The organism is Acidovorax sp., from assembly GCF_046294525.1.
Taxonomy (GTDB): Bacteria; Pseudomonadota; Gammaproteobacteria; order Burkholderiales; family Burkholderiaceae_C; genus Acidovorax.
In genome coordinates this window covers 309,139-331,977 of sequence record NZ_JBKBKQ010000001.1, presented here as the reverse complement: position 1 = coordinate 331,977, position 22,839 = coordinate 309,139, and the positions used below count along the sequence as shown (strand labels likewise).

Annotated in this window: 18 protein-coding genes; 14 read left to right on the top strand and 4 right to left on the bottom strand. The window is 64.8% G+C overall.

The genetic code is table 11. The features are described 5' to 3' along the window. The first annotated feature begins 12 nt into the window (after positions 1-12). The 3 genes from ACK4HJ_RS01480 (at position 13) to ACK4HJ_RS01470 (ending at position 3,612) form a co-directional block, all read left to right on the top strand. Entirely contained in the window at positions 13-882 is an 870-nt protein-coding gene (locus ACK4HJ_RS01480; RefSeq protein WP_409827034.1) for an MOSC domain-containing protein, read from the top strand. 84 nt (positions 883-966) lie between these two features. Then, positions 967-2,061, top strand: a complete 1,095-nt coding sequence (gene ychF, locus ACK4HJ_RS01475; RefSeq protein ID WP_409827032.1) for a redox-regulated ATPase YchF — start codon at positions 967-969, stop codon at positions 2,059-2,061. Between the two features lie 366 nt (positions 2,062-2,427). After that, positions 2,428-3,612 carry a diguanylate cyclase gene (locus ACK4HJ_RS01470; protein WP_409827030.1) on the top strand — a complete coding sequence of 395 codons (1,185 nt, stop codon included), beginning with the start codon at positions 2,428-2,430 and terminating at the stop codon, positions 3,610-3,612. Between the two features lie 19 nt (positions 3,613-3,631). On the opposite strand, the gene ACK4HJ_RS01465 is transcribed toward ACK4HJ_RS01470, so the two are convergent. Then, complete coding sequence (locus ACK4HJ_RS01465; protein ID WP_409827028.1) at positions 3,632-4,114, bottom strand: YqaA family protein; 483 nt, start codon at positions 4,112-4,114, stop codon at positions 3,632-3,634. 148 nt (positions 4,115-4,262) lie between these two features. Between ACK4HJ_RS01465 and ACK4HJ_RS01460 the strand changes: the two genes are divergently transcribed. The 4 genes from ACK4HJ_RS01460 (at position 4,263) to purH (ending at position 7,979) form a co-directional block, all read left to right on the top strand. After that, on the top strand, positions 4,263-4,847 hold the full coding sequence (locus ACK4HJ_RS01460; RefSeq protein WP_409827026.1) for a D-Ala-D-Ala dipeptidase: 585 nt from the start codon (positions 4,263-4,265) through the stop codon (positions 4,845-4,847). Between the two features lie 155 nt (positions 4,848-5,002). After that, the gene (gene dusB, locus ACK4HJ_RS01455) at positions 5,003-6,049 is read left to right on the top strand and encodes a tRNA dihydrouridine synthase DusB (RefSeq protein WP_409827024.1); all 1,047 of its coding nucleotides are present in this window, start codon (positions 5,003-5,005) and stop codon (positions 6,047-6,049) included. Next, positions 6,046-6,279 carry a Fis family transcriptional regulator gene (locus tag ACK4HJ_RS01450; protein WP_015015597.1) on the top strand — a complete coding sequence of 78 codons (234 nt, stop codon included), beginning with the start codon at positions 6,046-6,048 and terminating at the stop codon, positions 6,277-6,279. Before dusB ends, ACK4HJ_RS01450 begins: the two co-directional genes overlap by 4 nt. A 98-nt stretch (positions 6,280-6,377) precedes the next feature. Continuing rightward, positions 6,378-7,979 (top strand): bifunctional phosphoribosylaminoimidazolecarboxamide formyltransferase/IMP cyclohydrolase, encoded by a 1,602-nt coding sequence (purH, locus tag ACK4HJ_RS01445; RefSeq protein ID WP_409827021.1) that lies wholly within the window; start codon positions 6,378-6,380, stop codon positions 7,977-7,979. 85 nt (positions 7,980-8,064) lie between these two features. On the opposite strand, the gene pobA is transcribed toward purH, so the two are convergent. Beyond that, on the bottom strand, positions 8,065-9,249 hold the full coding sequence (gene pobA / locus ACK4HJ_RS01440) for a 4-hydroxybenzoate 3-monooxygenase (protein ID WP_409827019.1): 1,185 nt from the start codon (positions 9,247-9,249) through the stop codon (positions 8,065-8,067). A 116-nt stretch (positions 9,250-9,365) separates the two neighbouring features. Between pobA and ACK4HJ_RS01435 the strand changes: the two genes are divergently transcribed. Next, positions 9,366-10,157, top strand: coding sequence for an IclR family transcriptional regulator C-terminal domain-containing protein (locus ACK4HJ_RS01435; protein ID WP_409827017.1), 792 nt, complete (start codon positions 9,366-9,368; stop codon positions 10,155-10,157). Between the two features lie 65 nt (positions 10,158-10,222). Here ACK4HJ_RS01435 and hemL read toward each other — a convergent pair whose 3' ends face one another. Both hemL and ACK4HJ_RS01425 read right to left on the bottom strand, forming a co-directional pair. Beyond that, complete coding sequence (gene hemL, locus ACK4HJ_RS01430) at positions 10,223-11,533, bottom strand: glutamate-1-semialdehyde 2,1-aminomutase (protein ID WP_409827015.1); 1,311 nt, start codon at positions 11,531-11,533, stop codon at positions 10,223-10,225. Beyond that, a complete protein-coding gene (locus ACK4HJ_RS01425; protein ID WP_409827013.1) occupies positions 11,517-12,482 on the bottom strand; it encodes a hydroxymethylpyrimidine/phosphomethylpyrimidine kinase in 966 nt (321 codons plus the stop codon). The genes hemL and ACK4HJ_RS01425 overlap by 17 nt, the downstream gene beginning before the upstream one ends. 94 nt (positions 12,483-12,576) lie before the next feature. On the opposite strand from ACK4HJ_RS01425, the gene ACK4HJ_RS01420 reads away from it, so the two are divergent. The 6 genes from ACK4HJ_RS01420 to ACK4HJ_RS01395 all read left to right on the top strand — a co-directional run bounded on the left by ACK4HJ_RS01420 (position 12,577) and on the right by ACK4HJ_RS01395 (position 22,749). After that, positions 12,577-12,750 carry a rubredoxin gene (locus ACK4HJ_RS01420; RefSeq protein WP_409827011.1) on the top strand — a complete coding sequence of 58 codons (174 nt, stop codon included), beginning with the start codon at positions 12,577-12,579 and terminating at the stop codon, positions 12,748-12,750. A 61-nt stretch (positions 12,751-12,811) separates the two neighbouring features. Continuing rightward, positions 12,812-13,210, top strand: a complete 399-nt coding sequence (locus tag ACK4HJ_RS01415) for a PleD family two-component system response regulator (protein WP_034692846.1) — start codon at positions 12,812-12,814, stop codon at positions 13,208-13,210. After that, entirely contained in the window at positions 13,210-13,575 is a 366-nt protein-coding gene (locus ACK4HJ_RS01410; RefSeq protein WP_010459520.1) for a PleD family two-component system response regulator, read from the top strand. Before ACK4HJ_RS01415 ends, ACK4HJ_RS01410 begins: the two co-directional genes overlap by 1 nt. Positions 13,576-13,590: 15 nt before the next feature. Then, positions 13,591-14,118, top strand: coding sequence for a chemotaxis protein CheW (locus ACK4HJ_RS01405; RefSeq protein ID WP_409827009.1), 528 nt, complete (start codon positions 13,591-13,593; stop codon positions 14,116-14,118). A 21-nt stretch (positions 14,119-14,139) separates the two neighbouring features. After that, complete coding sequence (locus tag ACK4HJ_RS01400) at positions 14,140-16,416, top strand: methyl-accepting chemotaxis protein (RefSeq protein WP_409827007.1); 2,277 nt, start codon at positions 14,140-14,142, stop codon at positions 16,414-16,416. A 57-nt stretch (positions 16,417-16,473) separates the two neighbouring features. Beyond that, entirely contained in the window at positions 16,474-22,749 is a 6,276-nt protein-coding gene (locus ACK4HJ_RS01395) for an Hpt domain-containing protein (protein ID WP_409827005.1), read from the top strand. The last annotated feature ends 90 nt before the right edge of the window (positions 22,750-22,839 follow it).

The window sequence follows — 22,839 nt, the reverse complement described above, 5'->3', positions numbered from 1 at the left end:
GGAGCGCTTGGCGTGAGCTTCAACCCCGAATCTGATTTGACCGGCACCATCGCGCGCCTGTTTGTGTACCCCGTCAAGTCGTGCGCGGGGATCGAAGTACAGGAAGCGCTGCTCACCGAAACCGGACTGGACCTGGACCGGGCCTGGATGGTGGTAGACGACAAGGGGGTGTTTGTCACGCAGCGGGACCTGCCTCGCATGGCCCTGATTCGCCCCCAGCTCAAGACAGACGAACTGGTTCTGCGCGCCCCGGGCATGCTGGTGCTGCACATCGCCATTGATGCCGTGGAGGCGCCCGCCACCGTGACCGTCTGGCGCGACACCGTGCCGGCCTGGGACATGGGCGCCGTGGCGGCGCAGTGGTTCACTGATTTCCTGGGTCAGCCCTGCCGCCTGGTGCGGTTTGATCCCGAACACAGGCGCCTGTCCAGCCTGGACTGGACCGGTGGTTTGGAGGCGCCGAACCAGTTCTCCGATGGCTTTCCCGTTCTGGTGGCCAGCGAGGCGTCGATGGACGACCTCAATACACGCTTGGCTGCGCAAGGCCACGAAGCCGTGGGCATTGAGCGGTTCCGGCCCAACGTGGTGCTGGCAGGCGTGGAGGCCCACGACGAAGACCGGGTGGACCGGGTGCGCATCGACACGGGTGCAGACGAAGCCTGCCTGCAGCTCGTCAAACCCTGCGCGCGGTGCCCCATCCCCGACATCGACCCGGCGACGGCCGAGACCCACCCTGCCGTCGGCGACACCCTGCGCCAGTACCGCCATGACAAGCGCCTGGGGGGCGCCATCACCTTCGGAATGAACGCCATCGTGCGCCAGGGCGCGGGCCAGATGCTGCGCGTGGGCCAGCGGGTGGCTGCCGATCTTCGGTTCGAATGACGCCCCGGAGCGCAGGCTGAAGGTGGGTCGGTTGGCGGCCCCGTAAAATCGGCGGTTTGTCTCCGAATTCCAGAAAGCCCTGCCATGAGCCTCCAATGCGGCATCGTGGGCCTGCCCAACGTCGGCAAGTCCACCCTTTTCAACGCGCTGACCAAGGCCGGCATTGCCGCCGAGAACTATCCGTTTTGCACCATCGAGCCCAACACGGGTGTGGTGGAGGTGCCTGACCCGCGCCTTCAGAAGCTGTCCGAGATCGTCCAGCCCGAGCGCGTCGTTCCGGCCATCGTCGAGTTTGTGGACATCGCCGGTCTGGTGGCGGGCGCTTCCAAGGGCGAAGGCCTGGGCAACCAGTTCCTGGCCCACATCCGCGAGACGGATGCCATCGTCAACGTGGTCCGCTGCTTCGAAGACCCCAACGTGATCCACGTGGCCGGCCGCGTGGACCCGATCGCCGACATCGAGGTCATCCAGACCGAGCTGTGCCTGGCCGACCTCGCCACGGTCGAGAAGGCCCTGAACCGCTACAGCAAGGCCGCCAAATCGGGCAATGACAAGGAGGCGGCCAAGATCGTCTCGCTGCTCACCCCCATCCAGGCGGCGCTCAACGAGGGCAAGCCCGCGCGCACCATCGCTGTCAGCAAGGAAGACGCACCGCTGCTCAAGCAGTTCTGCCTCATCACTTCCAAGCCGGCGATGTTCGTGGGCAACGTGAGCGAGGACGGCTTCGAGAACAATCCGCTGCTCGACCGTCTCAAGGAATACGCCGCAGCCCAGGGCGCGCCCGTGGTCGCCATCTGCGCCAAGATCGAAGCCGAAATGGCCGAGATGAGCGACGAAGACCGAGACATGTTCCTGCAGGAGATGGGCCTGGAGGAACCCGGCCTGAACCGCCTCATCCGCGCCGGGTTCAGCCTGCTGGGCCTGCAGACCTACTTCACCGCCGGTGTGAAGGAAGTGCGCGCCTGGACCATCAAGGTCGGCGACACTGCGCCCCAGGCGGCCGGGGTCATCCACGGAGATTTCGAGCGCGGCTTCATCCGCGCACAGACCATCGCGTTTGACGATTACATCCAGTACAAGGGCGAGCAGGGCGCCAAGGACGCGGGCAAGATGCGCGCCGAAGGCAAGGACTACGTGGTCAAGGATGGTGACGTGCTGAACTTCCTGTTCAACGTCTAAACGGCGTGCCCGGCAAACTGGCGCCCAGATACTGAGGGCGTTTGGTGGTGGCGCATGCACATTGCGCACCGATCGATCCCTGTCCGCACTGTGCGGCACAGGGATTTTTTTTTGATCTGTCGCAGGACTCTGGGGCGGGGTGGCCGCAGCGGCGGCCGGGTGCGGCTACCCTGTCACCCCTACTGGAAAACACGGAGCGTGATCGTGTCAGTTCTCCGTAAGATGCGCGGGTTTGCCCGAAGACGGCAGGCACTTCTCTGACGAGCGCGCGTTCCGGTGCCCGTCCCCGAACCCAACCAGGCCAACGCCTGCTTCCTTATGCTTTTTGGACGCAAGAATCCGTTTTCGGCCACGGACGCTTTTCCATTGTCCGATGCCGTGATGGAGTTTGATGATTCTTCGTCCGCCGCGGTGCGCCCTGCGCGCCGGGCCCTCGACGGGGTGGGTGAGCGGCCCCTGGCTGGCGCCGGCCGCGACTGGAGGGCGGCCAGCGTGCTCATCGGCCTGTATGCAGTGGCGCTGGCGGGCTTCTGGGTCCTGGGGATGGTGGAGGCAGAAGTCCTGGGCGCGCTGCTGGGGATGATCGCCGTCGGCGCTGCAGGCTTCTGGTGGGTGGCGCATTCGGGGCTGGTGCGCAAGATGCGGCACCGCCACCTGAAGCTGGCCATTGTGGCCACCGCGCTGGCCGGCATGATGGTCCTGTGCTACCTGGCACCGGTCACGCAGATCCTGCTCACGCCTTTTACGTTTGTGGCGGTCGCCTACGGCATCTTCGTCGTGCCCCGGCGCACCCTTCTCGCGCTGGCGGGCGCGGTGGCGGCGGCCTATGCGCTGGTGGTGGGATTGCACCATGTGCAGCAGCAAAATTCGGCGCTGCTGCGGCTGGAGGTGTTGCACCTGATGGCGCTGGTGGTGTCGCTGCCAGCCTTTATCGTGCTGCTGGGCAAGGTGCAGTCTCTGTACCGCAGCCTGCACCAGGCCAGTCGCAAGATCAAGAACATCCAGGAAGACGCGCAGCGCGACCCGCTGGTGGGCTGCTTCAACCGGCGCTATGTGCTGGCCGCGCTGGAAGAACAAAAACAGCTGGCCGACGAGAGCGGCATTCCCCTGTGCCTGGCCGTGCTCGACATCGACCATTTCAAGCGCATCAACGACGAGCTCGGCCACCTGGGCGGCGACGAGGTGCTGCGCAACTTCGCCCGCATTGCGCAGCAGGGCGTGCGCGGAGGCGACGTGTTCGGGCGGTACGGTGGCGAAGAGTTCTTGCTGATCTTTCCGGGCACGTCGCTGCTCCCCGCGCTCAACACCTGCGAACGCATCCGTGCGCAGGTGGAGTCGTACGCGTGGAACGGGCTGCTGCGGGGGCGGGTCACGGTGTCGATTGGCGTCACGCAGTATGTCCTGGGCGAGTCGGTGCTGGAGTTCTTCTCGCGCGCCGATACCGCCATGTACATGGCTAAGGAAGGCGGCCGCAACCAGGTGGTGGTGGAAGAGCCCGTGGTCCGCGGCGACTCGCTGATGGCCGAAGCCAGCGGGTACCCCACGCTCTGAACGTTGGAAGGCCCTGCGCCTACACGGCCAGATGCCCGGGCATCAGGTACAGCAGCACGGCGGTCATGACGAGGTAGCGGAAGAACTTGCCCACAGCCATATAAGCCAGGCAGGGCCAGAAGGGCAGCTTCAGCCACCCGGCCACCGCGCACAGCGGGTCACCCACCACGGGCAGCCAGCTCAGCAGGCATGCGCGCGGGCCAAAGCGCTTGAGCCAGCCGAGCGCCCGCACATCGGTGGAATTGCCCCGCGCCTTGTCCACAACCTTGTGCGCGCCCAGGCCCATCCACCAGCTCACCCCACCGCCCAGCGTGTTACCCACCGTGGCCACGCCAATTGCCGCCCAGAAGAGTTCGGGGTTGAGCTTGATGAGGCCGAACACCGCGGGCTCGGAGCCTAACGGCAGCAGTGTGGCCGAGACGAACGACACGATGAAGACCGTGCTGAGCCCGAACTGTGGCAGGGCCAGCCATTCCAGCAACTGGTGCATCCAGATTTCCATAGCCGGCGAGTGTAGAGGCGGCCAACGTCCGCATTGCGCGCAGGGGGCGCCGTCCTACAGCGGCCAGCGGCATGCGCGCATGGCTCGTGCCTCGGGCGTATTTGTATCGTCAAGCCACATGTTTTCGAACCGATTGCAGGAGGCTCTCATGCACCAACCCGCCACTCACGCAACCATTCCTCACGGCACGCCTGCTCGCCACCGCGCTGGGATTGTGCCCATGCACGGTGGCGCGCTGGTCGTGGCGTTGCTGCTGGCTGCTTGCGCGCAAAGCCCCCACGCAGCGGTCACCCCGCAGCAGGCCACTGGGGCCGTGGCCTTGGCAGCGCCGCAGATGGGCTGTGCAGATGCAGAGGCCGAGCGCGCGGCGCTTAACGCGTTGGAGCGCGATCTGCGCAGCCAGGGCCTGGCACTGACCGCGACCTGCCAAGCGGCCAGCGGCGGCTGGGCGGTGCGGGTGCGTGTGATGGACGGCATGAAGGCCAGCCAGGTCGTGCGCGGCCCCCTGGCCGACGGGCACGACGTGGACATGGGCACGCCAGCCGGTGTGGAGGCCGCCGACGCTGCACTGGCCGCGACCGGCTTTTCGCCCGACGTGGAGCACAACCGCCAGTGGTTGCAGGCGCAGATGGCGCGCCACCAGTTCAACAACCTGCCCGATGCGTGGTGGCACTTCGCGCGGCGCGGAGCGGGTGTGCCATCGTCCGCAGACACGGACCTCGCCATTCGGTAAAACGCCACCGCAATTGGCCGGCGCTGGGGGAGGGCGGAGCGGTGCGCCATGGCTGCGCAGCGCCCCTCAAAATTTCATTTGCTGAAATTTTGAGCAGGTACAATCCTGCCTCCTTTTTCAGCATCCGCTGCATTTCCCTTCCCCCCTCCCCTGCCATGCACATCGGCCACATTCCTCTGGCGAACCGGTTGTTCGTCGCCCCGATGGCAGGCGTTACCGACCGGCCGTTTCGTCAGCTGTGCAAAGCGTTGGGCGCGGGTTATGCGGTCAGCGAGATGGTGACCTCGCGCAAGGATTTGTGGAACAGCCTCAAGACCTCGCGCCGGGCCAACCATGACGGGGAGCCGGGCCCCATCGCCGTGCAGATTGCCGGCACCGAAGCGCCCATGATGGCCGAGGCCGCGGTCTACAACGTGGAACGCGGCGCGCAGATCATCGACATCAACATGGGCTGCCCGGCGAAGAAGGTCTGCAACAAATGGGCGGGTTCCGCCCTGATGCAGAACGAAGCGCTCGCGGTGGAGATCGCCGCGGCGGTGGTCGAAGCCTGCGCGCCCTATAACGTGCCTGTCACGCTGAAGATGCGCACCGGCTGGTGCCAGGAGCACAAGAATGCCGTGCAGCTTGCGCGGCAATTTGAGGCCGTGGGCATCCAGATGCTGACCGTGCATGGCCGCACGCGCGAGCAGGGCTACAAGGGGCACGCGGAATACGACACCATCGCTGCGGTCAAGGCGGCGGTGAAGGTGCCCGTGGTGGCCAACGGCGACATCACCTCGCCCGAGAAGGCGCGCGCTGTCCTGGCCGCCACCGGCGCGGACGCGATCATGATTGGCCGCGCCGCACAAGGCCGGCCATGGATCTTCCGCGAGATCGGCCACTTTCTGGCCACCGGAGAGCATCTGGCGCCACCGCTGGTGGCCGAGGTGCGCCGCCTGCTGTTGGACCACCTGCAAGACCACTACAGCCTGTACGGCGAGTTGACCGGGGTGCGCAGTGCGCGCAAGCACATTGCGTGGTACCTGCGCGCGCTGCCGGGCGGCGAGGTTTTCAGGCAACACATCAACACCATTGAAGACTGCGCCACGCAGTGGCAGGCAGTGGCCGACTACGTCGATGCCCTGGGGCAACAGATGGATCGGTTGCCTGCCGCCACCGACGTGGACGCTGCCACAGAAGAACAAGAGGGATTGGCTGTATGAGCAAGAAACACATTGAGGAATGCGTGCGCGAGAGCCTGCAAGGCTACTTTCGCGACCTGGGCGGCGAGACGCCCGATGGCATGTACGACATGCTGGTGCGCGTGGTCGAGCGCCCGTTGCTGGAAGTCGTGATGCAACAGGCCGACAACAACCAGTCGCGCGCCGCCGAATGGCTGGGCCTGAACCGCAACACCCTGCGCAAGAAGCTGGTGGAGCACAAGCTGCTCTGACACCCTCGGGTTCAATACTATTAAATTTATAGCTGCTGGCGCTTGATCGATAAGCGCTGGGGCCTGTTTTTATTCAAAACCTCCGCACCACCACTGCCATGAACGCACTCCTCTCCGTCTCCGACAAGACCGGCATCGTCGAATTCGCGCAAGCGCTGCACGCGCTGGGCATCAAGCTGCTGTCCACCGGGGGCACCGCCAAGCTGCTGGCCGACAAGGGCCTGCCCGTCACCGAAGTGGCCGAGGTCACCCAGTTCCCCGAGATGCTGGACGGCCGCGTGAAGACGCTGCACCCCAAGGTGCACGGCGGCCTGCTGGCGCGCCGCGAGCTGCCCGAACACATGGCCGCCCTCAAAGAGCACGGCATCGACACCATCGACCTGCTGGTGGTCAACCTCTACCCTTTTGAAGCCACCGTGGCCAAGGCCGGCTGCACGCTGGCCGATGCCATCGAAAACATCGACATCGGCGGCCCCGCCATGGTGCGCAGCGCCGCCAAGAACTGGAAGGACGTCGGTGTGATTACCTCCGCCGACCAGTACGAGGCCGTGCTGGCCGAGCTGAAGGCCGGTGGCAAGTTGAGCGACAAGCTGCGCTTCGCGCTGTCGGTGGCCGCATTCAACCGCATCGCGCAGTACGACGGGGCCATCAGCGACTACCTCTCATCCGTCACGTTCGAAGAAGAAAAGCTGTCGGAAACCTACGTGCCCACGCGCACCCAGTTTCCCGGCCAGAGCAACGGCATCTTCACCAAGGTGCAGGACCTGCGTTATGGCGAAAACAGCCACCAGCAGGCCGCGCTGTACCGCGACCTGTACCCAGCACCCGGCTCGCTCGTCACGGCACAGCAGCTGCAAGGCAAGGAACTGAGCTACAACAACATTGCCGACGCCGATGCCGCGTGGGAATGCGTGAAGAGCTTTGAAGCTGCCGCCTGTGTGATCGTCAAGCACGCCAACCCCTGCGGCGTGGCCGTGGGCCTGGATGCACTGAGCGCCTACAGCAAGGCGTTCCAGACCGACCCCACCAGCGCCTTCGGCGGCATCATCGCCTTCAACCGCGTGGTGGATGGCGCAGCCGCAGCGCAGGTCAGCAAGCAGTTCGTGGAAGTGCTGATGGCCCCCGACTTCTCCGCCGAGGCGCTGGAGATTTTCAAGGCCAAAGCCAATGTGCGCCTGCTCAAGATTGCCTTGCCAGCACACGGTGGCAAGACCGACTGGGAACGCGGCCGCAACGCCATGGACGCCAAGCGCATCGGCTCGGGCCTGCTGCTGCAGACGGCAGACAACCATGAGCTGTCGCTCATCGACCTCAAGGTCGTGACGAAGAAACAGCCCACGTTGGAAGAGATGGAAGACCTGCTTTTTGCCTGGAAGGTGGCCAAGTACGTCAAGAGCAACGCCATCGTCTTCTGCAAGGGCGGCATGACCATGGGCGTGGGCGCCGGCCAGATGAGCCGCCTGGACTCGGCCCGCATCGCCAGCATCAAGGCAGGCCACGCGGGCCTGACCTTGCAAGGCACGGTCGTGGCGAGCGATGCGTTCTTCCCCTTCCGCGATGGTCTGGATGTAGTGGTGGATGCAGGTGCCACCTGCGTCATCCAGCCCGGTGGCTCCATGCGCGACAACGAAGTGATTGACGCAGCCAACGAGCGCGGCGTGGCCATGGTCTTCAGCGGCGTGCGTCACTTCCGTCACTGATCCGACCGAAGGCGGGTACCTAACAAAAAGCGGCTTCCAAGGAAGCCGCTTTTTTTTATGCCCATTGTCAGGACTAAGGTGAGGTTCAGGTGCCGAAGTTCATCGGCAGTCCCACATAGTTCTCCGCCAACGACACCGAGGCGGCGCGTGAGTTCACCAAGTAGTCCAGCTCAGCCTCCTGGATCTTCTGGCCGAACTCGCCGGTGTCGGGGAATCGATGCATCAGCGAGGTGAACCACCACGAGAAGCGCTCGGCGCGCCATACGCGGCGCAGGCAGCGGTCGGAGTAGGTGTCGATGCCCACTGAGGATTTCTCGGTGTAGAACTCGGTCAGCGCAGTCCACAGGAAGCCTACGTCGCTGGCCGCCAGGTTCAGGCCCTTGGCGCCGGTGGGCGGCACGATGTGGGCCGCGTCGCCCGCCAGGAACATGCGGCCAAACCGCATGGGCTCGGCCACAAAACTGCGCAGCGGGGCGATGCTCATCTCCAGTGCCGGGCCGGTCACCAGGTTGGCGCGGGCCTCGGGATCCAGGCGGTTGCCCAGCTCGGTCCAGAACTGGTCGAGGGTCCAGTTCTCCATCTTGTCGGTGCTGGGCACCTGCACGTAGTAGCGGCTGCGCGTGGCGCTGCGCATGCTGCACAGCGCAAAGCCGCGTTCGGTGTTGGCGTAAATCAGTTCATGCGAGACGGGCGGCACATCGGCCAGCACCCCCAGCCAGCCAAAGGGGTACACGCGTTCGTAGGTCTTGAGCAGGTCGGCCGGCGCGCTGGCGCGGCACACGCCGTGGTAGCCGTCGCAGCCTGCGATGAAGTCGCAGTGCAGAGTGTGGGTCTGGCCGTCCTTCTCGTAGGTCACGCGCGGCTCTTGGCCGTCGAAGTCGTGCACGCTCACGTTGTGGGCTTCGTACACCGTGGTCAGCCCTTCCGCTGCGCGGGCGTCCATCAGATCCCGCGTCACCTCGGTCTGCCCATACACCGTCACGCGGCTGCCGCCGGTGAGTTCATGCAGATCGATGCGGTGGCGTGCGCCCTTGAACAGCAGCTCGATGCCGTCGTGGGGCAGGCCTTCGGCGTGGGCGCGGGCGCCGACACCGGCCTTGTCCAGCAGGTCCATGCTGACCTGCTCCAGCACACCCGCGCGGATGCGGCCCAGCACGTAGTCGGGGCTGCGCTGTTCGATGATGACGGCGTCAATGCCGGATTTGTAGAGCAACTGGCCGAGCAGCAGGCCGGCGGGGCCTGCGCCGATGATGGCAACCTGGGTACGCATGGTGGGGCAACCTCGTGAAGTTCGATGCTGCCAAGCGTAGGTTGATCTGTGTCAAGAGAGCGGGCCGCCGTGGCGGTTGCGTGCGATTGTCGGTCGTGTTGTGCGATCATCGCGCAATGACCATCGTGCAGGCCGCCGCCCCCATCGCCAAGGCAGATTTCATCGAAGGCATGGCCAAAGGCATGGCCGTGCTGGAGAGCTTCGACACCGAGCGCCAGCGGCTCAATGCCACGCTGGCCGCGCAGCGCACCGGGCTCACGCGGGCGGCGGCGCGGCGGCATCTGCTCACCCTGGCGCATCTGGGCTATCTGGAGACGGATGGCAGCTACTTCTGGCTGGCGCCCAAGGTGCTACGGTTCTCGGGCAGCTACCTGGCCTCGGCCCGGCTACCGCGCGTGCTGCAGCCCACGCTGAACCGGCTGGCCGCGCAGACGCAGCAGTCGTTCTCGGCCGTGGTGCTGGATGGCGATGAAGTGGTGATCGTGGCGCGCAGCGGGGTGTATGGCGCGCCGTCGCGTGTGCTGGCATACGGCCTGCATTTGGGGGCGCGGCTGCCGGCGCATCCCACGTCCACCGGCCGCGTGCTGCTGGCGGCGCTGCCGCCCGCAGCACTCACGGCCTGGCTCAAGGGGCGCACGCTGCAGCGGCTCACACCCCGCACCATCACGCAGGTCGGGCCCCTGCGCCAGGCGATTGCCCAGGCGCGGCGCGATGACTACTGCCTGGCGGTGGAGGAGCATGAACTGGGCGTGCACGCCCTGGCCGTGCCGCTGCGCAACCTGCAGGGCCACACGGTGGCGGCGCTGAACGTGGTGGCGTCTCCCAAGCAGATCGACGAAGGCAGCCTGCTGCGCGACATGCTGCCCCTGCTGCAGGACGCCGCGCGGGAGCTGCGCGGGTTGCTGTGACGGCTATCCGGCGAAATCTCAGTGAGAATATGCTCCAGCGCTTGGTGGAAAAGCGCCGGCAGCTATTATTTTTGTAGTGCCTTGAACACTTCGCGCGCGGCAGCCACCGTGGCGGCAATGTCGTCGGCGGTGTGGGCGGCGCTCACGAAGCCGGCTTCGTACAGCGCGGGGGCGATGTAGACGCCGCGGTCCAGCAGGCCGTGGAACAGGGCGTTGAAGCGCGCGCTGTCGGTTTTGAGCACCTGGGCGTAGTTCTGTGGCAGCTCGGGCAGCAGGAAGAAGCCGAACATGCCACCTTCGCAGTCGGCGCTGAAGGGCACGCCTTCGTCCTGGGCGGCCTGGGCCAGGCCATCGACCAGCGAGCGGGTGCGGACTGAAAGCGCATCGAAGAAGCCGGGCTTCTTGATTTCCCGCAGCGTGGTCAGCCCGCAGGCCGTGGCCACCGGGTTGCCCGAGAGCGTACCGGCCTGGTACACGGCGCCCAGCGGGGCGAGGTGTTCCATGATGGCGCGGGGGCCGCCAAAGGCTGCCAGCGGCATGCCGCCGCCGATCACCTTGCCCAGCACCGTGAGGTCGGGCTTGAAACCGGGGATGCTTTGGGCATACACGCCTTGTGCGCTGCCCAGGCCGACGCGAAAGCCCGTCATCACCTCGTCCAGCACCAGCAGCGCGCCGTGCTCGGTGCACAGCTCGCGGCAGCGCTTCATGAACGGAACGCTGGCGCGCACGAAGTTCATGTTGCCAGCGATGGGCTCGATCATCACGCAGGCGAGGTCCTTGCCGTGCAGGGCGAAGGCTTCTTCCAGCTGGGCGACGTTGTTGTATTCGAGCACGATGGTGTGCTGCACCACCTCGGGCGGCACGCCCGCGCTGGTGGCATTGCCAAAGGTCGCAAGGCCCGAGCCAGCCTTGACCAGCAGCGAATCGGCATGGCCGTGGTAGCAGCCTTCGAACTTGATGAACTTGCTGCGGCCCGTGGCGCCGCGCGCGAGGCGTATGGCGCTCATGCCCGCCTCGGTGCCCGAGCTGACCAGGCGGATCATCTCCATGGAAGGCACGAGGCCCAGGATTTCCTCGGCCAACTCAACCTCGCGCTCGGTGGGCGCGCCGAAGCTGAAGCCTTCGAGCGCCGCCTTCTGCACGGCCTCCAGCACGGCGGGGTGGCCATGGCCGAGGATCATCGGGCCCCAGGAGCCGATGTAGTCAATGAAACGCTGGTCGTTGGCGTCCCAGAAGTACGCGCCTTGTGCCCGCTTGACGAAGCGCGGCGTGCCGCCCACGGCCTTGAAGGCGCGCACGGGCGAGTTCACGCCGCCGGGGATCAGCGCCTTGGCGCGCTCGAACAGGGGAATGTTGAGGTCAGTGCTTGGTGTCATGGGGCGGCATCACAAAGCCTTCCAGGGCCTGTGCTTCATCAATGGCGGGTTCTTCGTCTTCTGTCGCGGCGGCGTCGTCATCTTCGTCGGGCAGGGCCCAGAACATGCGGTCGGGCACGATGTGCCCCATGCCCGGGCGAAACCCCGCGTCCAGGCAGCGGTCGAGATAGCCGAGTGCTTCGCTTGTGGCCTCGCCCAGGTCGTTGCCTGCGGCCACCAGCGACGTGAGTGCGGCCGACAGGGTGTCGCCAGCACCCGAGAAGGTGGCATCGAACAACTCGAACTTGCCGCTGCCCAGCACGGCCTGCGGCGATGCGAGGACGTTTTCCACAAACTGTTCAGGCAGCGGGATCCCGGTGACCAGCGTGTAGGGCACACCCATCTCGGAAGCAGCGCGGGCGATGTCGCGCGCCGTGGGGCTGCGGTCGCTCGACCAGTCGGGCAATAGCCAGCGCCACAGCGTACTGTGGTTTCCAACCAACACCGAGGTCTGCGGTAACAACAATTCCCGGAAGGCGTCCAGATACTCGTCGATCAGCTCTTCCCGCCACCAGGAGAGGTTGGGCATATAGGCTATTACCGGGACTTCGTCATAGTCTGCGGTTATTTCGGCGATGGTGCTGATGTTCTCTGGGCTGCCTACGAAGCCGATCTTGATGGCCTGCACCGGCAGGTCTTCCAGCACGGCACGGGCCTGCTCCGCCACGGCGTCATCGTCAAAGCTGAAATGGTCGAAAATCTGCGCCGTATCGCGGGCGTAGGCGCCCGTCACGACCGCGATCGGATGCCCGCCGACCGACGCAATGGTGGTGACGTCCGCTGTGAGGCCGCCGGCACCGCTGGGGTCGTTGGCGTTGAAAACGAGCACGCAGGCCGGCGTCGCCTCCTCCGCGCTGTCATCTTCAATGTCTAGGATTTCAGGGGAGGGGGAAGGTGCTTTGGAGGTCATTGACCAGATCCTGCCAGAGGGGTGGCACAGAAGCTGCAGGCCGCGGAGATGACTAGATACAATCGTTGCATTCTATGTGAAGGCCCTTTAAGCTGTGATCGACTCTAAAACCTGGATGTGCTTGATTTGCGGTTGGATTTATGACGAAGCCCAGGGTTCACCCGAGCACGGCATTGCACCCAACACTCCATGGGACCAAGTTCCCATGAATTGGACCTGCCCGGAATGTGGCGCCCGCAAGGAAGATTTCGAGATGGTTCAGATTTGAGGCGCACCAGCATGATCATCTGCTGCTGCGTTGTTTATTTTTCCATCGGGAGCAGTAACAATTGACTACAACAGGCGCATCTTTCAAAGTGCTCGTGGTGGATGACAGCAATACCATCCGTCGAAGCGCCGAGATTTTTCTCAAGCAGGGGGGGCACGAAGTCTTGTTGGCTGACGACGGCTTTGATGCTTTGGCCAAGGTCAACGATTATCAGCCTCAGCTGATTTTCTGCGACATCCTCATGCCCAAGCTCGACGGGTACCAGACCTGCGCCATCATCAAGCGCAATGCCCGTTTTGCAGATACTCCGGTGGTTATGCTGTCCTCCAAGGACGGCGTGTTCGACAAGGCGCGCGGGCGCATGGTCGGCTGCCAAGAATATCTCACCAAACCGTTTACCAAAGACCAGCTGTTGCAAGCCGTGCAGCAGTTTGGCAATGCCCAACAAGGAGCGATGTAATGCCTATCCAGAAAGTACTGGTCGTCGATGACTCGAAGACCGAGTTGATGTTTTTGACCGACCTGCTTCAGAAAAAAGGCATGCAAGTGCGTACCGCCGAAAATGCCGATGAGGCTTTTCGCCGTCTCGCCGAAGAAAAGCCCGACCTGATTTTGATGGACGTGGTCATGCCCGGCCAGAATGGGTTTCAACTCACCCGCGCCATTACCCGCGACCCGCTGTATGCCGATGTGCCCATCATCATGTGCACCAGCAAGAACCAGGAAACTGATCGTGTCTGGGGGATGCGTCAGGGTGCGCGCGGCTACATCACCAAGCCGGTGGATCCTGCTGAGCTCCAAGCCAAAATCGACGCTCTGAACTGAGGCTGCGGCGCGTTCATGGCCAACCGCGAAGCCCTTCGAGAGCTCCAGACCCGACTTGCCAGCCGGCTGCAGGCTGCAAGATCCGAAGGTACGTCTGTTTCGTCCTGGCTGGCTGTGGAGTCCGCCGGGAGTTTCTATTTGCTGCCGCTTGGGCAATCCGGGGAGATCTTCCCGTGGGTTCCCGTGCAGGCGGTGCCTTATACGCAAAGCTGGTTCCTGGGCGTGGCCAACCTGCGCGGTGGCTTGGTCGGCGTGGTCGATCTGGCAGGCCTCTTGGGGTCCACGGCGCCGCGGTCCGACCAGGCATTGGCCGAGTCCAGCCTGCTGTCCTTCAACGCCGCGCTGGACGTGAATGCCGCGCTGCTGGTGGATCGCCTTTCCGGCCTGCGCGGCACCGACGCCTTCGTCACTTCCGAGCCGCCCGCCGAAGATTCCCCAGGTTACTTCGGCACCACCTATATCGATTCCAGCGGCACCCGCTGGCAGGAGCTGAACTTGCAGATCCTGTCCCAACATCCCGCTTTCCTGAGCATCAGTGCTTGAGTTTTTCTGTAAGGCTGCACCATGTCCGTCGTCAATCAATTTGGAAAAATGTTCAACCGGAAACCCGCCGCGTCGGATGCCGGCAAGGCCGATGACGGGCGTGATCTCATGGGCACCGGGTCGCTTGAAGCGGCCCAGCTTGCTGATGGCTACCCATCCGATGCCTTGAACAGTGTGCAGGGTGATGCAGAGGGTTATTCCCCGGAGCTGACTGCTCCCGATGCGGAAGAAGACCTGATTGCCCTGCCACTGCTGGGTCGGGCCACGGCCGCAGCCCATCAGCGGCGCCTGCTGGCGCTGTTGGGTGTGGGTGTGCTGGTGCTGGGTGCCATCGCGTTCTGGGTGCTGCAGCAGGCCGACCGGTCTGCGCAGCAGCTTGCGGCCACCGGCCAGTCGCTGATGCAGTCGCAGCGCTTGGCCAAGTCGGTGTCGCAGGCGCTGGTGGGGAGCCCCCAGGCCTTCCCCGACGTGGTGGAAAGCTCCGGTGTGCTGGCGCGTAACGTGCGCGCGCTCAACAGTGGCGATGCCGAACTGGGTGTGGATTCGCTGGGCGAGCCCTACAAGCCCGACCTGGAAGCGGTGAACCCCTTGATGGAGCGCGCCGAGCGCAACGCCAGCGTGGTGATGGGCCAGCAGAAGATCCTGACCCAGGTGGGCGACGCTCTGCGCACCATCAACCGCCAGTCTTCTGACCTGCTGGAAATCGCCGAAACGGTCTCGTCCCTGAAGCTGCAACAGAACGCGCCCGCGGCTGAAATCTCCGCAGCTGGCCAGCTGGTGATGTTGACCCAGCGTATCGGCAAGTCCGCCAACGAATTCCAGACCATGGAAGGTGTGAGCCCCGAGGCCGTGTTCCTGCTGGGGAAGGACTTGAACTCGTTCAAGGAGATTGCCCAGGGCCTGCTGGACGGCAGTCCTGAATTGCGCTTGGCTCCCACGAAGGATGCCCAAACCCGCGAGCAACTGGATGCCTTGATCAAGCTGTACGAACAGACCCGCACCCAGGCCAGCGCCATTCTGGGCAACCTGCAAGGTCTGGTGTCCGCCCGTGAAGCCCAGTCCGCGATCATTGCCGACAGCGAACCGTTGCGCCGCCAGCTGGAAGGTCTGCAGACGAAGCTCTCGGCCCAAACAGGTCTGGGTGGTGGCCAGGTGGCCGCCCTGGCACTGGCCGGTTTGTTCGTGGTGCTTTGCGGTATCGGTATTTCCCGCGTGCAACTGCTGGACAGCCGTGGCCGCCAGGCCAACGCTGAAATGCAGCAGCGCGACGCCAAGCGCCAGGAGCAGGAAGCCAAGCGCGTCAATGACGCCAATCAGGCCGCCATTTTGCGTTTGATGAACGAACTGCAGTCGGTCGCTGAAGGTGACCTGACGCAAGAAGCCACTGTGACCGAAGACATCACGGGCGCTATCGCCGACTCGGTGAACTACACGGTGGAAGAGCTGCGCCAGCTGGTGGGCAGTGTGCAGAACACGGCGACCCGCGTGGCCCAGACGACTGCCCAGGTGGATTCCACCTCGACCGAGCTGCTGGCCGCCTCGACAGAGCAGCTGCGCGAAATCCGCGAAACCGGGCGCTCCGTTCTGGACATGGCGACCCGAATCAACGAAGTGTCCACGCAAGCGCAGGAGTCTGCCACTGTGGCCCGCCAGTCGCTGCAAGCTGCGGATTCCGGTCTTCAGGCCGTGCAGAACGCCATCGGCGGTATGAACTCCATCCGCGATCAGATCCAGGACACCTCCAAGCGGATCAAGCGCCTGGGCGAATCGTCGCAAGAGATCGGTGAAATCACCGAGCTGATTTCCGACATTACCGAGCAGACGAACGTGCTGGCTCTGAACGCTGCCATCCAGGCCGCATCTGCCGGTGAAGCCGGCCGTGGCTTCTCTGTGGTGGCGGAAGAAGTGCAGCGCCTTGCTGAACGTTCCGCAGACGCTACGCGCCAGATCTCGGCGCTGGTGAAGGCCATTCAGACCGACACGCAAGATGCTGTGGCCGCTATGGAGCGCTCCACGCAGGGTGTGGTGGAGGGGGCCCGTCTGTCCGACTCTGCTGGTACTGCACTGACCGAAATCGACCGCGTGTCGCGCCGTCTTGCAGAGCTGATTGAGCAGATTTCCTCGTCCACATCCCGCGAAGCCGTTCTGGCGAACGAAGTGGCCGACAACATCCAGCACATTTTCGCTGTGACTGAGCAGACCGGTGAGGGTACGCGCTCCACGGCGCAGCAGGTGCGCGAACTCTCGCACATGGCTGAAGAACTTCGCCAATCGGTGTCTCGGTTCAAGATCGCCTGACCCAGCAGCAGTACGTAGTCACCAACTAGCTGGCTCTTTGCAGCCGGGGACGAATTCATGTCATCTATTGATGTCAACAACGCACCGGCCGCGGATGGGAGCCAGGGAGATCACGACCTGGGGCCGCTGGCGTGGGTGCTAGACGAACTGCGCAAGTCGCTGGACGGTGCGGTCAAGGCCATGCGGCGCTTTGTGCGCGATGCTGAAACTGCACGGGAGTCGGATCTGGCCGCGCTGGACGCCGGCCCGTTGCGCATAGCGCGCCAACAGCTTCACCAAGCCTGCGGTGCTCTGGAAATGGTCGGAATGGGCCCGCCGGCACTCGTGCTGCGGTCCATGGAAACTGCGGTTCAGAAGTTCGTGCAGCGGCCCGAGACCTGCAGCGACGATGCTGCAGCCGTGATCGAACGTGCCAGCTTTGCCCTGATTGAGTACCTTGAGACCGTTTTGGCTGGCAAACCCGCCTCGCCGGTGGCCCTGTTTCCTCAGTACCGAGACGCCCAGGCGCTGGCGGGCGCCGACCGCGTCCACCCCGCCGACCTTTGGCCAGTGGAGCGCCGCTTTCGCGAGCCGGAAGGCACCGTGGCCGTGCCCCCGCTGCCTTACGGACCGGAAGCCCGTGCGCGCCTGGATTCCGCAGTCCTGCGGATAGTCAAGACGGGTGACTTGACGGCTGCCCTCAGTCTGCGTGACACGTGCCTCGGGTTTGTGGCCGCGCATTCCGACAGGCAGTCCCGCGCGTTCTGGAAAATCTGCGCAGGTTTCTTCGAAGCCTTCGGCTCAGGCCTTTTGCCGCCCGACGTCTACGTCAAGCGCGTGGCATCCCGCGTGCTCATGCAATACGCCACGCTGGCCAAGGGCGATCCCACCATCGCCGACCGTCTCGTGCAGGATCTGCTGTTCTTCTGCTCGCAGGCCAAGCCAGCGGACTCCGCCTCGTCCGATCTGCCGTCCCTGATGGCGGTGCGCCAGGCGTTCGCCTTGGATCGCTTCAAGCCGGTGGACTATGAGACCGCCCGCTTCGGTCGTTTCGACCCCGCTTTGCTGCTGCAGGCGCGTAAGCGCATCGCATCGGCCACTGAGACGTGGTCCGCCTTGGCTGGCGGCGACCGCAACAAGCTCAAGCCTGCGGCGGACCAGTTCAGCTTGGTGTGCGACTCGCTGCGCAAGCTGCACCCGGGCAGCGAAAGCCTCGCTCAGGCGCTGACCCGTGCCCTGGACACCACCACGCGCTCCGGGGAACCCCCTTCCGCAGCGCTGGCCATGGAAGTGGCCACATCCGTTCTGTATCTGCAAGCGGCCTTTGAAGAACTGGACGCAGCGGATGACCAGATGGCTGCCCGCGCCACGCGCTTGGCCGAGCGTCTGGACGCTGTAGGTGCCGGCGCCGAGCCGGAGCCCCTCGAGCAGTGGATGGAAGAGCTGTACCGCCGCGTCAGCGATAACCAGACCATGGGCAGTGTGGTGGACGAATTGCGTGCCACGCTGGGCGAAGTGGAAAAATCCTTGGACCAGTTCTTCCGCAACACGCAGGACACGGCGGTGCTTGCCACCGTGCCGAGCCATCTCGCGCAAATGCGCGGTGTGCTTTCAGTGCTGGGCCTGGACCAGGCCTCGCTCGCCGTTGTGCGGATGCGCGACACCGTGGATCGTCTTCTCATCAACGAGGTGCCCGAAGACCAGCGTCAGGGCGTTTTTGAAAAACTGGGCAACAGCCTGGGGGCGCTGGGGTTCCTCATCGACATGCTCAGCTACCAGCGCACCATGGCGCGCAAGCTGTTTGTGTACGACGAGGAGCTTGGCGAACTGCGCATCCTGATGGGCAAAACGCGCTCGCGTGCGAGCGATGCAGCCGAGGAGGCTCCGACCAAGCTTGACGCACGGGCTGGCGTGCCGCTGCCGGACGTGGTGCCGCGTTTCCCGGTTCCCGAACCCGTGAGCGAACCCACCGATTTCGCTCCGTTCCCCGACTTTGCTCCAGCACCCGCCGCAGCGCAGCCCGAGCCTGCGGCCCTGGCGCCGGAGATTTCGTTTGACGCTCCGCCCGCGGCAGATACCGCGGCATCCCTGCCTCCTCCGGCAGCCGCGCCTGCCGCGTCCGCACCGGTGGCCCGGCCCCTGGAGATCGAGGACGAACTGTTGGACGTGTTCCTTGAAGAGGCGCGTGAGGTGGTGGTGACGGGCTTGGCGGCCATTGAACAGCTGAAGGAAGAGCCAGGGAATCTGAGCGAACAGACCACGCTGCGCCGCGCGTTCCACACGCTCAAGGGCAGCTCGCGCATGGTGGGGCTCAACGACTTCGGTGAAGCCGCTTGGTCGATGGAGCAACTGCTGAATGCCTGGCTGGCTGAGCAAAAGCCCATGCATCCAGACCTGCTGCAGCTTTCGTCCGATGCGATGCGCGCCTTCAGCCGCTGGGCGGACGACATCGCCGCCGGCACGGCTGAGGGCTGGAGTACCGAGCCCTTCCGCAAATCGGCTGATGCCATGCGCCTGGATGGCAAGTTGGTGCCCCTGGCATTTGCCACAGGCGGCGAGGCCGAGCTGGCCCCTGCACCCGCTGCGCCAGAACCGCTGGTGGCGGCAGAGGCGCTGATGGACGCACCTCTGTTGGATGTTGAGCCCGCAACCCTGACGCCCGAAACGCCGTTGAGTGTGGATGCGAATCCATCCGCAGTGAAAGTTGTCCAGGAAGTGGCGCAAACCTCCGACCAGGAGTTGGCTGTTCCCGACTTCGAGATCACCCAGATTTCGGACCACGTGCCCGAAGCGCCGTCAGAAGGCGCCGCAGCACCCGGTATGGCACAAGACATCGACTTCTCGGTGTTTGCTGCGGCCGTGAATGAAACTCTGGGCGGGGCGCCCGCTGTCGATCCGTCCAGTGTGGACTTCGTCCTGGACCTGGAGCTACCCGATCTGGAGCCTGCAGTGCCTGCGGCGGCCGAGCCTGGACCCACCGCAGGGGCGGACGCTGATTTGCTGGTCCTGCCCTCCGAAGCTGCCCCAGACGACTTGCCCGACCTGGCAACCGAAGCCCTGGAAATCTCGGACCTCGACGCTGCCACCCTCGCAGAACTGGAAAGCCTTCTGGACACCCCTGCCGACGCGCAGGCGTCTGAGCCTCCACTCGCCGAAGAAGTTATCGAAGCGGTGACAGCGGCGGCGCAAGACGTTCCCGCAGCGTTGGTGGAAGAGGTCGCCGCAGCATCCCCTGCCGAGGTGGCCGACATCCACGAGGACCTGCCGCTCGATGAAAGCTCGGGTGACGACGCGGTCAAGGTGATAGAGACCCTGCGCATCGGCATCCCGCTGTACAACGTGTACCTCAACGAGGCCGATGAATGGTCGCGTCGTCTGGTGACGTGCCTGCAGGAATGGGCTCTTGAGCTGCACCAGCCTTTGCCCGATACCTCGGTGGCACTCGCGCACTCGCTGGCGGGCAGTTCCGCCACCGTCGGGTTCACGGCGCTGTCCGAGCTCTCGCGCTTGCTGGAGCATGCCTTGCAGCATGTGCAGTTGCAGTCTGGTGGCACCGAAGAACAGTCGCACGCCTTCCTGGCCGCAGCGGAAGACATTCGCCGCCTGCTGCACCAGTTTGCCGCCGGCTTCCTTAAGGAGCCCAATCCTGACGTGCTGGAGCAGTTGCGCCAAATCCTCGAAGCCGAGGTGGCCAACACCTTGTCGCCTCCTGAAGAAGAAGACGACCTCCCGCTCGAACGTGAAGAGTTGGTGGAGGACGCGGCGCCCGTGGCGTTCGCACAGCCCGGGGCCGAGCCCTTGCAAGCAGTTGCTGCTCCTGAGCCAGAGTCCCCGGTGGTTCATCCGGGTCATGTCGCGCCAGCCCTGTCGGCGGTGGTGCACGACCACGACCAGCAAGTTGACGACGCTATTGCACACGCAATCGCGATGAGCACGGACGTGGACGATGACATCGATGCCATCGACGTCATCGATCCGGACCTGTTCCCGATCTTTGAAGAAGAAGCGCTGGAACTGTTGCCTCAGCTTGGCGGTGCATTGCGCCAGTGGGCCTCGCGGCCCGACAACCTGGGTGCGCGCAGCGAGGTGCTTCGTGCACTGCACACGCTCAAGGGCAGCTCACGCTTGGCAGGCGCGATGCGCCTGGGCGAAATGGCCCACCGACTGGAGTCCGCGATCGAGCAGCTCGACGCGGAGTCCGTCACGGCCGACCAGATCGAGCCGCTGCAGGCCAGCTTTGACGGCCTGCAGGCCAACTTCGAGGCCCTGCGCGCGATCGGCCAGAACCCTGCGGACACGGTGGTCTCCCTGCCGGTGGAAACACCTCGCACAGCGGCGGTAGCGTCGGCCGTGGTGGATGCTGCTGCGACCGCGGCCCCCGAGTCGCCCGCTGCAGACTCCGCCGCCAAGCCCGTGGCGCCCGCTGCCGCGCGTATGCCCGTTCCCTCGCAGCTCGCACCGCTGCGCGTGGCGGCCAGCCAGTCAGTGCGCGTGCGTGCACAGCTGCTGGACCGCCTGGTCAATCAGGCCGGCGAAGTGTTGATCAGCCGCTCGCGCCTGGATGTGCGGTTGGGTCAATTCCGCACTTCGCTGACCGACCTGTCGGGCAACCTGGACCGTCTGCGCCAGCAACTGCGCGACATTGAGGTCCAGGCTGAATCCCAGATGCAGTCGCGCCTGGCCTTGTCCAAGGACTCGGCCGCCGGCTTTGACCCTCTGGAGTTCGACCGCTTCACCCGCGTGCAGGAACTGACCCGCATGATGGCCGAGTCCGTGAACGACGTGGCCACCGTGCAGCGCAACCTGCAGCGTGCGATGGAAGGTGCCGAAGACGACCTGATCGCCCAGGGCCGCCAGGCGCGTGAACTGCAGCGCGACCTGCTGCGCACCCGCATGGTGGAGTTCGAAGGCATCTCCGAGCGGTTGTACGCGGTGGTGCGCCAAGCATCGAAAGAAACGGGCAAGCAGATCAAGCTGGACATCACCGGCGGATCTATTGAAATGGACCGCGGCGTGCTGGACCGCATGACGCCCGCGTTCGAACACCTGCTGCGCAACTGCGTGGCCCACGGTATCGAGGAGCCGCAGGTGCGTACGGCTGCGGGCAAGCCTGCCTCCGGCACCATCACCATCGATCTGCACCACGAAGGCAACGACGTGTCAGTGGAGTTCCGTGACGACGGCGCCGGCCTGAACCTGCCCCGCATCCGCGAGAAGGCCCTGGCCCAGGGCATCGTGAGCGCGGATGTAGAGCTGTCGGACGCTGATGCCGCCAATCTGATCTTCATGCCCGGTTTCTCGACGGCCAGCGAGGTCACCGGCCTTTCCGGCCGCGGTATTGGCATGGACGTGGTGCGTGCCGAGATCAACGCCCTGGGCGGCCGCATCGAGACCTCGACCGAAACCGGCAAGGGTGCGGCCTTCCGCATGGTGCTGCCGCTGACCACGGCCGTCACGCAGGTGGTGATGCTGCGCGCGGGCGAACTGGCCATTGGAGTGCCCGCCAACGTGGTGGAAATCGTGCGCCGCACTTCGGCTGCCGATCTGGAGGAGGCGTACCGTACGGGCACATTTGACGATGGCACCGAAAAGCTGCCGTTCTTCTGGTCCGGGGCGCTGCTGCAGGCCTCGGCCCGCAGCCACGAGCCCGGCAGCAAGACGCGCCCGGTGGTTATCTTCCGAAGCGCGTCGCAGCGCATTGCCATGCACGTGGACGAAGTGCTGGGCAACCAGGAAGTGGTGGTGAAGAACCTGGGGCCGCAGCTGTCCCGCCTGCCGGGCCTCGCGGGCATGTCCGTGCTGGCTTCGGGTGCGGTGGTCTTGATCTACAACCCCGTGGCGCTGGCCACGGTGTATGGCGACCAGGTGCGTTCGTCCAGCGTGGGGCTGCCACCGGTGGCGGCGGATGCGGCAGGCGGTTCGGGTGCGGGCAAGGCGGTGGCGTCTGCCCAACTGACGGGCACCAGCCAGGTCCCACTGGTGCTGGTGGTGGACGATTCGATCACGGTGCGCCGCGTGACGCAGCGCCTGCTGCAGCGCGAAGGCTACCGGGTCGCGCTGGCGGCCGACGGCTTGCAAGCCCTCGAACGTCTGCAGGAAGAGCGCCCCACGGTCGTGCTGTCCGACATCGAAATGCCGCGCATGGACGGTTTTGACCTGGCGCGCAACATCCGCGCCGATGGCGCGCTGCGCGACCTGCCCATCATCATGATCACCTCGCGCATTGCCGAAAAGCACCGCGAGCACGCGATGGAACTGGGCGTGAACCATTACCTGGGCAAGCCCTATTCCGACGAGGAACTGCTCAGCCTGATCCAGCACTACGCCCGACTGGCGGCGCCGGCCGAGGTCTGAACGACCCCTGGTGCTCCTGTAAAACGCTCTTCCCCGCAAGGGGCAGAGCGTTTTTTCTTCCACAGCAGCGTTTTCCTCTCGTCCCAACCC

What these genes read in the sequence shown, in the direction of transcription:
- ychF (WP_409827032.1), top strand. Translation starts at nt 967, where the DNA reads ATGAGCCTCCAATGCGGCATCGTGGGCCTGCCCAACGTCGGCAAGTCC.
- ACK4HJ_RS01465 (WP_409827028.1), bottom strand. Translation starts at nt 4,114, where the DNA reads ATGGAAATCTGGATGCACCAGTTGCTGGAATGGCTGGCCCTGCCACAG.
- ACK4HJ_RS01460 (WP_409827026.1), top strand. Translation starts at nt 4,263, where the DNA reads ATGCACCAACCCGCCACTCACGCAACCATTCCTCACGGCACGCCTGCT.
- dusB (WP_409827024.1), top strand. Translation starts at nt 5,003, where the DNA reads ATGCACATCGGCCACATTCCTCTGGCGAACCGGTTGTTCGTCGCCCCG.
- ACK4HJ_RS01450 (WP_015015597.1), top strand. Translation starts at nt 6,046, where the DNA reads ATGAGCAAGAAACACATTGAGGAATGCGTGCGCGAGAGCCTGCAAGGC.
- purH (WP_409827021.1), top strand. Translation starts at nt 6,378, where the DNA reads ATGAACGCACTCCTCTCCGTCTCCGACAAGACCGGCATCGTCGAATTC.
- pobA (WP_409827019.1), bottom strand. Translation starts at nt 9,249, where the DNA reads ATGCGTACCCAGGTTGCCATCATCGGCGCAGGCCCCGCCGGCCTGCTG.
- ACK4HJ_RS01435 (WP_409827017.1), top strand. Translation starts at nt 9,366, where the DNA reads ATGACCATCGTGCAGGCCGCCGCCCCCATCGCCAAGGCAGATTTCATC.
- hemL (WP_409827015.1), bottom strand. Translation starts at nt 11,533, where the DNA reads ATGACACCAAGCACTGACCTCAACATTCCCCTGTTCGAGCGCGCCAAG.
- ACK4HJ_RS01425 (WP_409827013.1), bottom strand. Translation starts at nt 12,482, where the DNA reads ATGACCTCCAAAGCACCTTCCCCCTCCCCTGAAATCCTAGACATTGAA.
- ACK4HJ_RS01410 (WP_010459520.1), top strand. Translation starts at nt 13,210, where the DNA reads ATGCCTATCCAGAAAGTACTGGTCGTCGATGACTCGAAGACCGAGTTG.
- ACK4HJ_RS01405 (WP_409827009.1), top strand. Translation starts at nt 13,591, where the DNA reads ATGGCCAACCGCGAAGCCCTTCGAGAGCTCCAGACCCGACTTGCCAGC.
- ACK4HJ_RS01400 (WP_409827007.1), top strand. Translation starts at nt 14,140, where the DNA reads ATGTCCGTCGTCAATCAATTTGGAAAAATGTTCAACCGGAAACCCGCC.
- ACK4HJ_RS01395 (WP_409827005.1), top strand. Translation starts at nt 16,474, where the DNA reads ATGTCATCTATTGATGTCAACAACGCACCGGCCGCGGATGGGAGCCAG.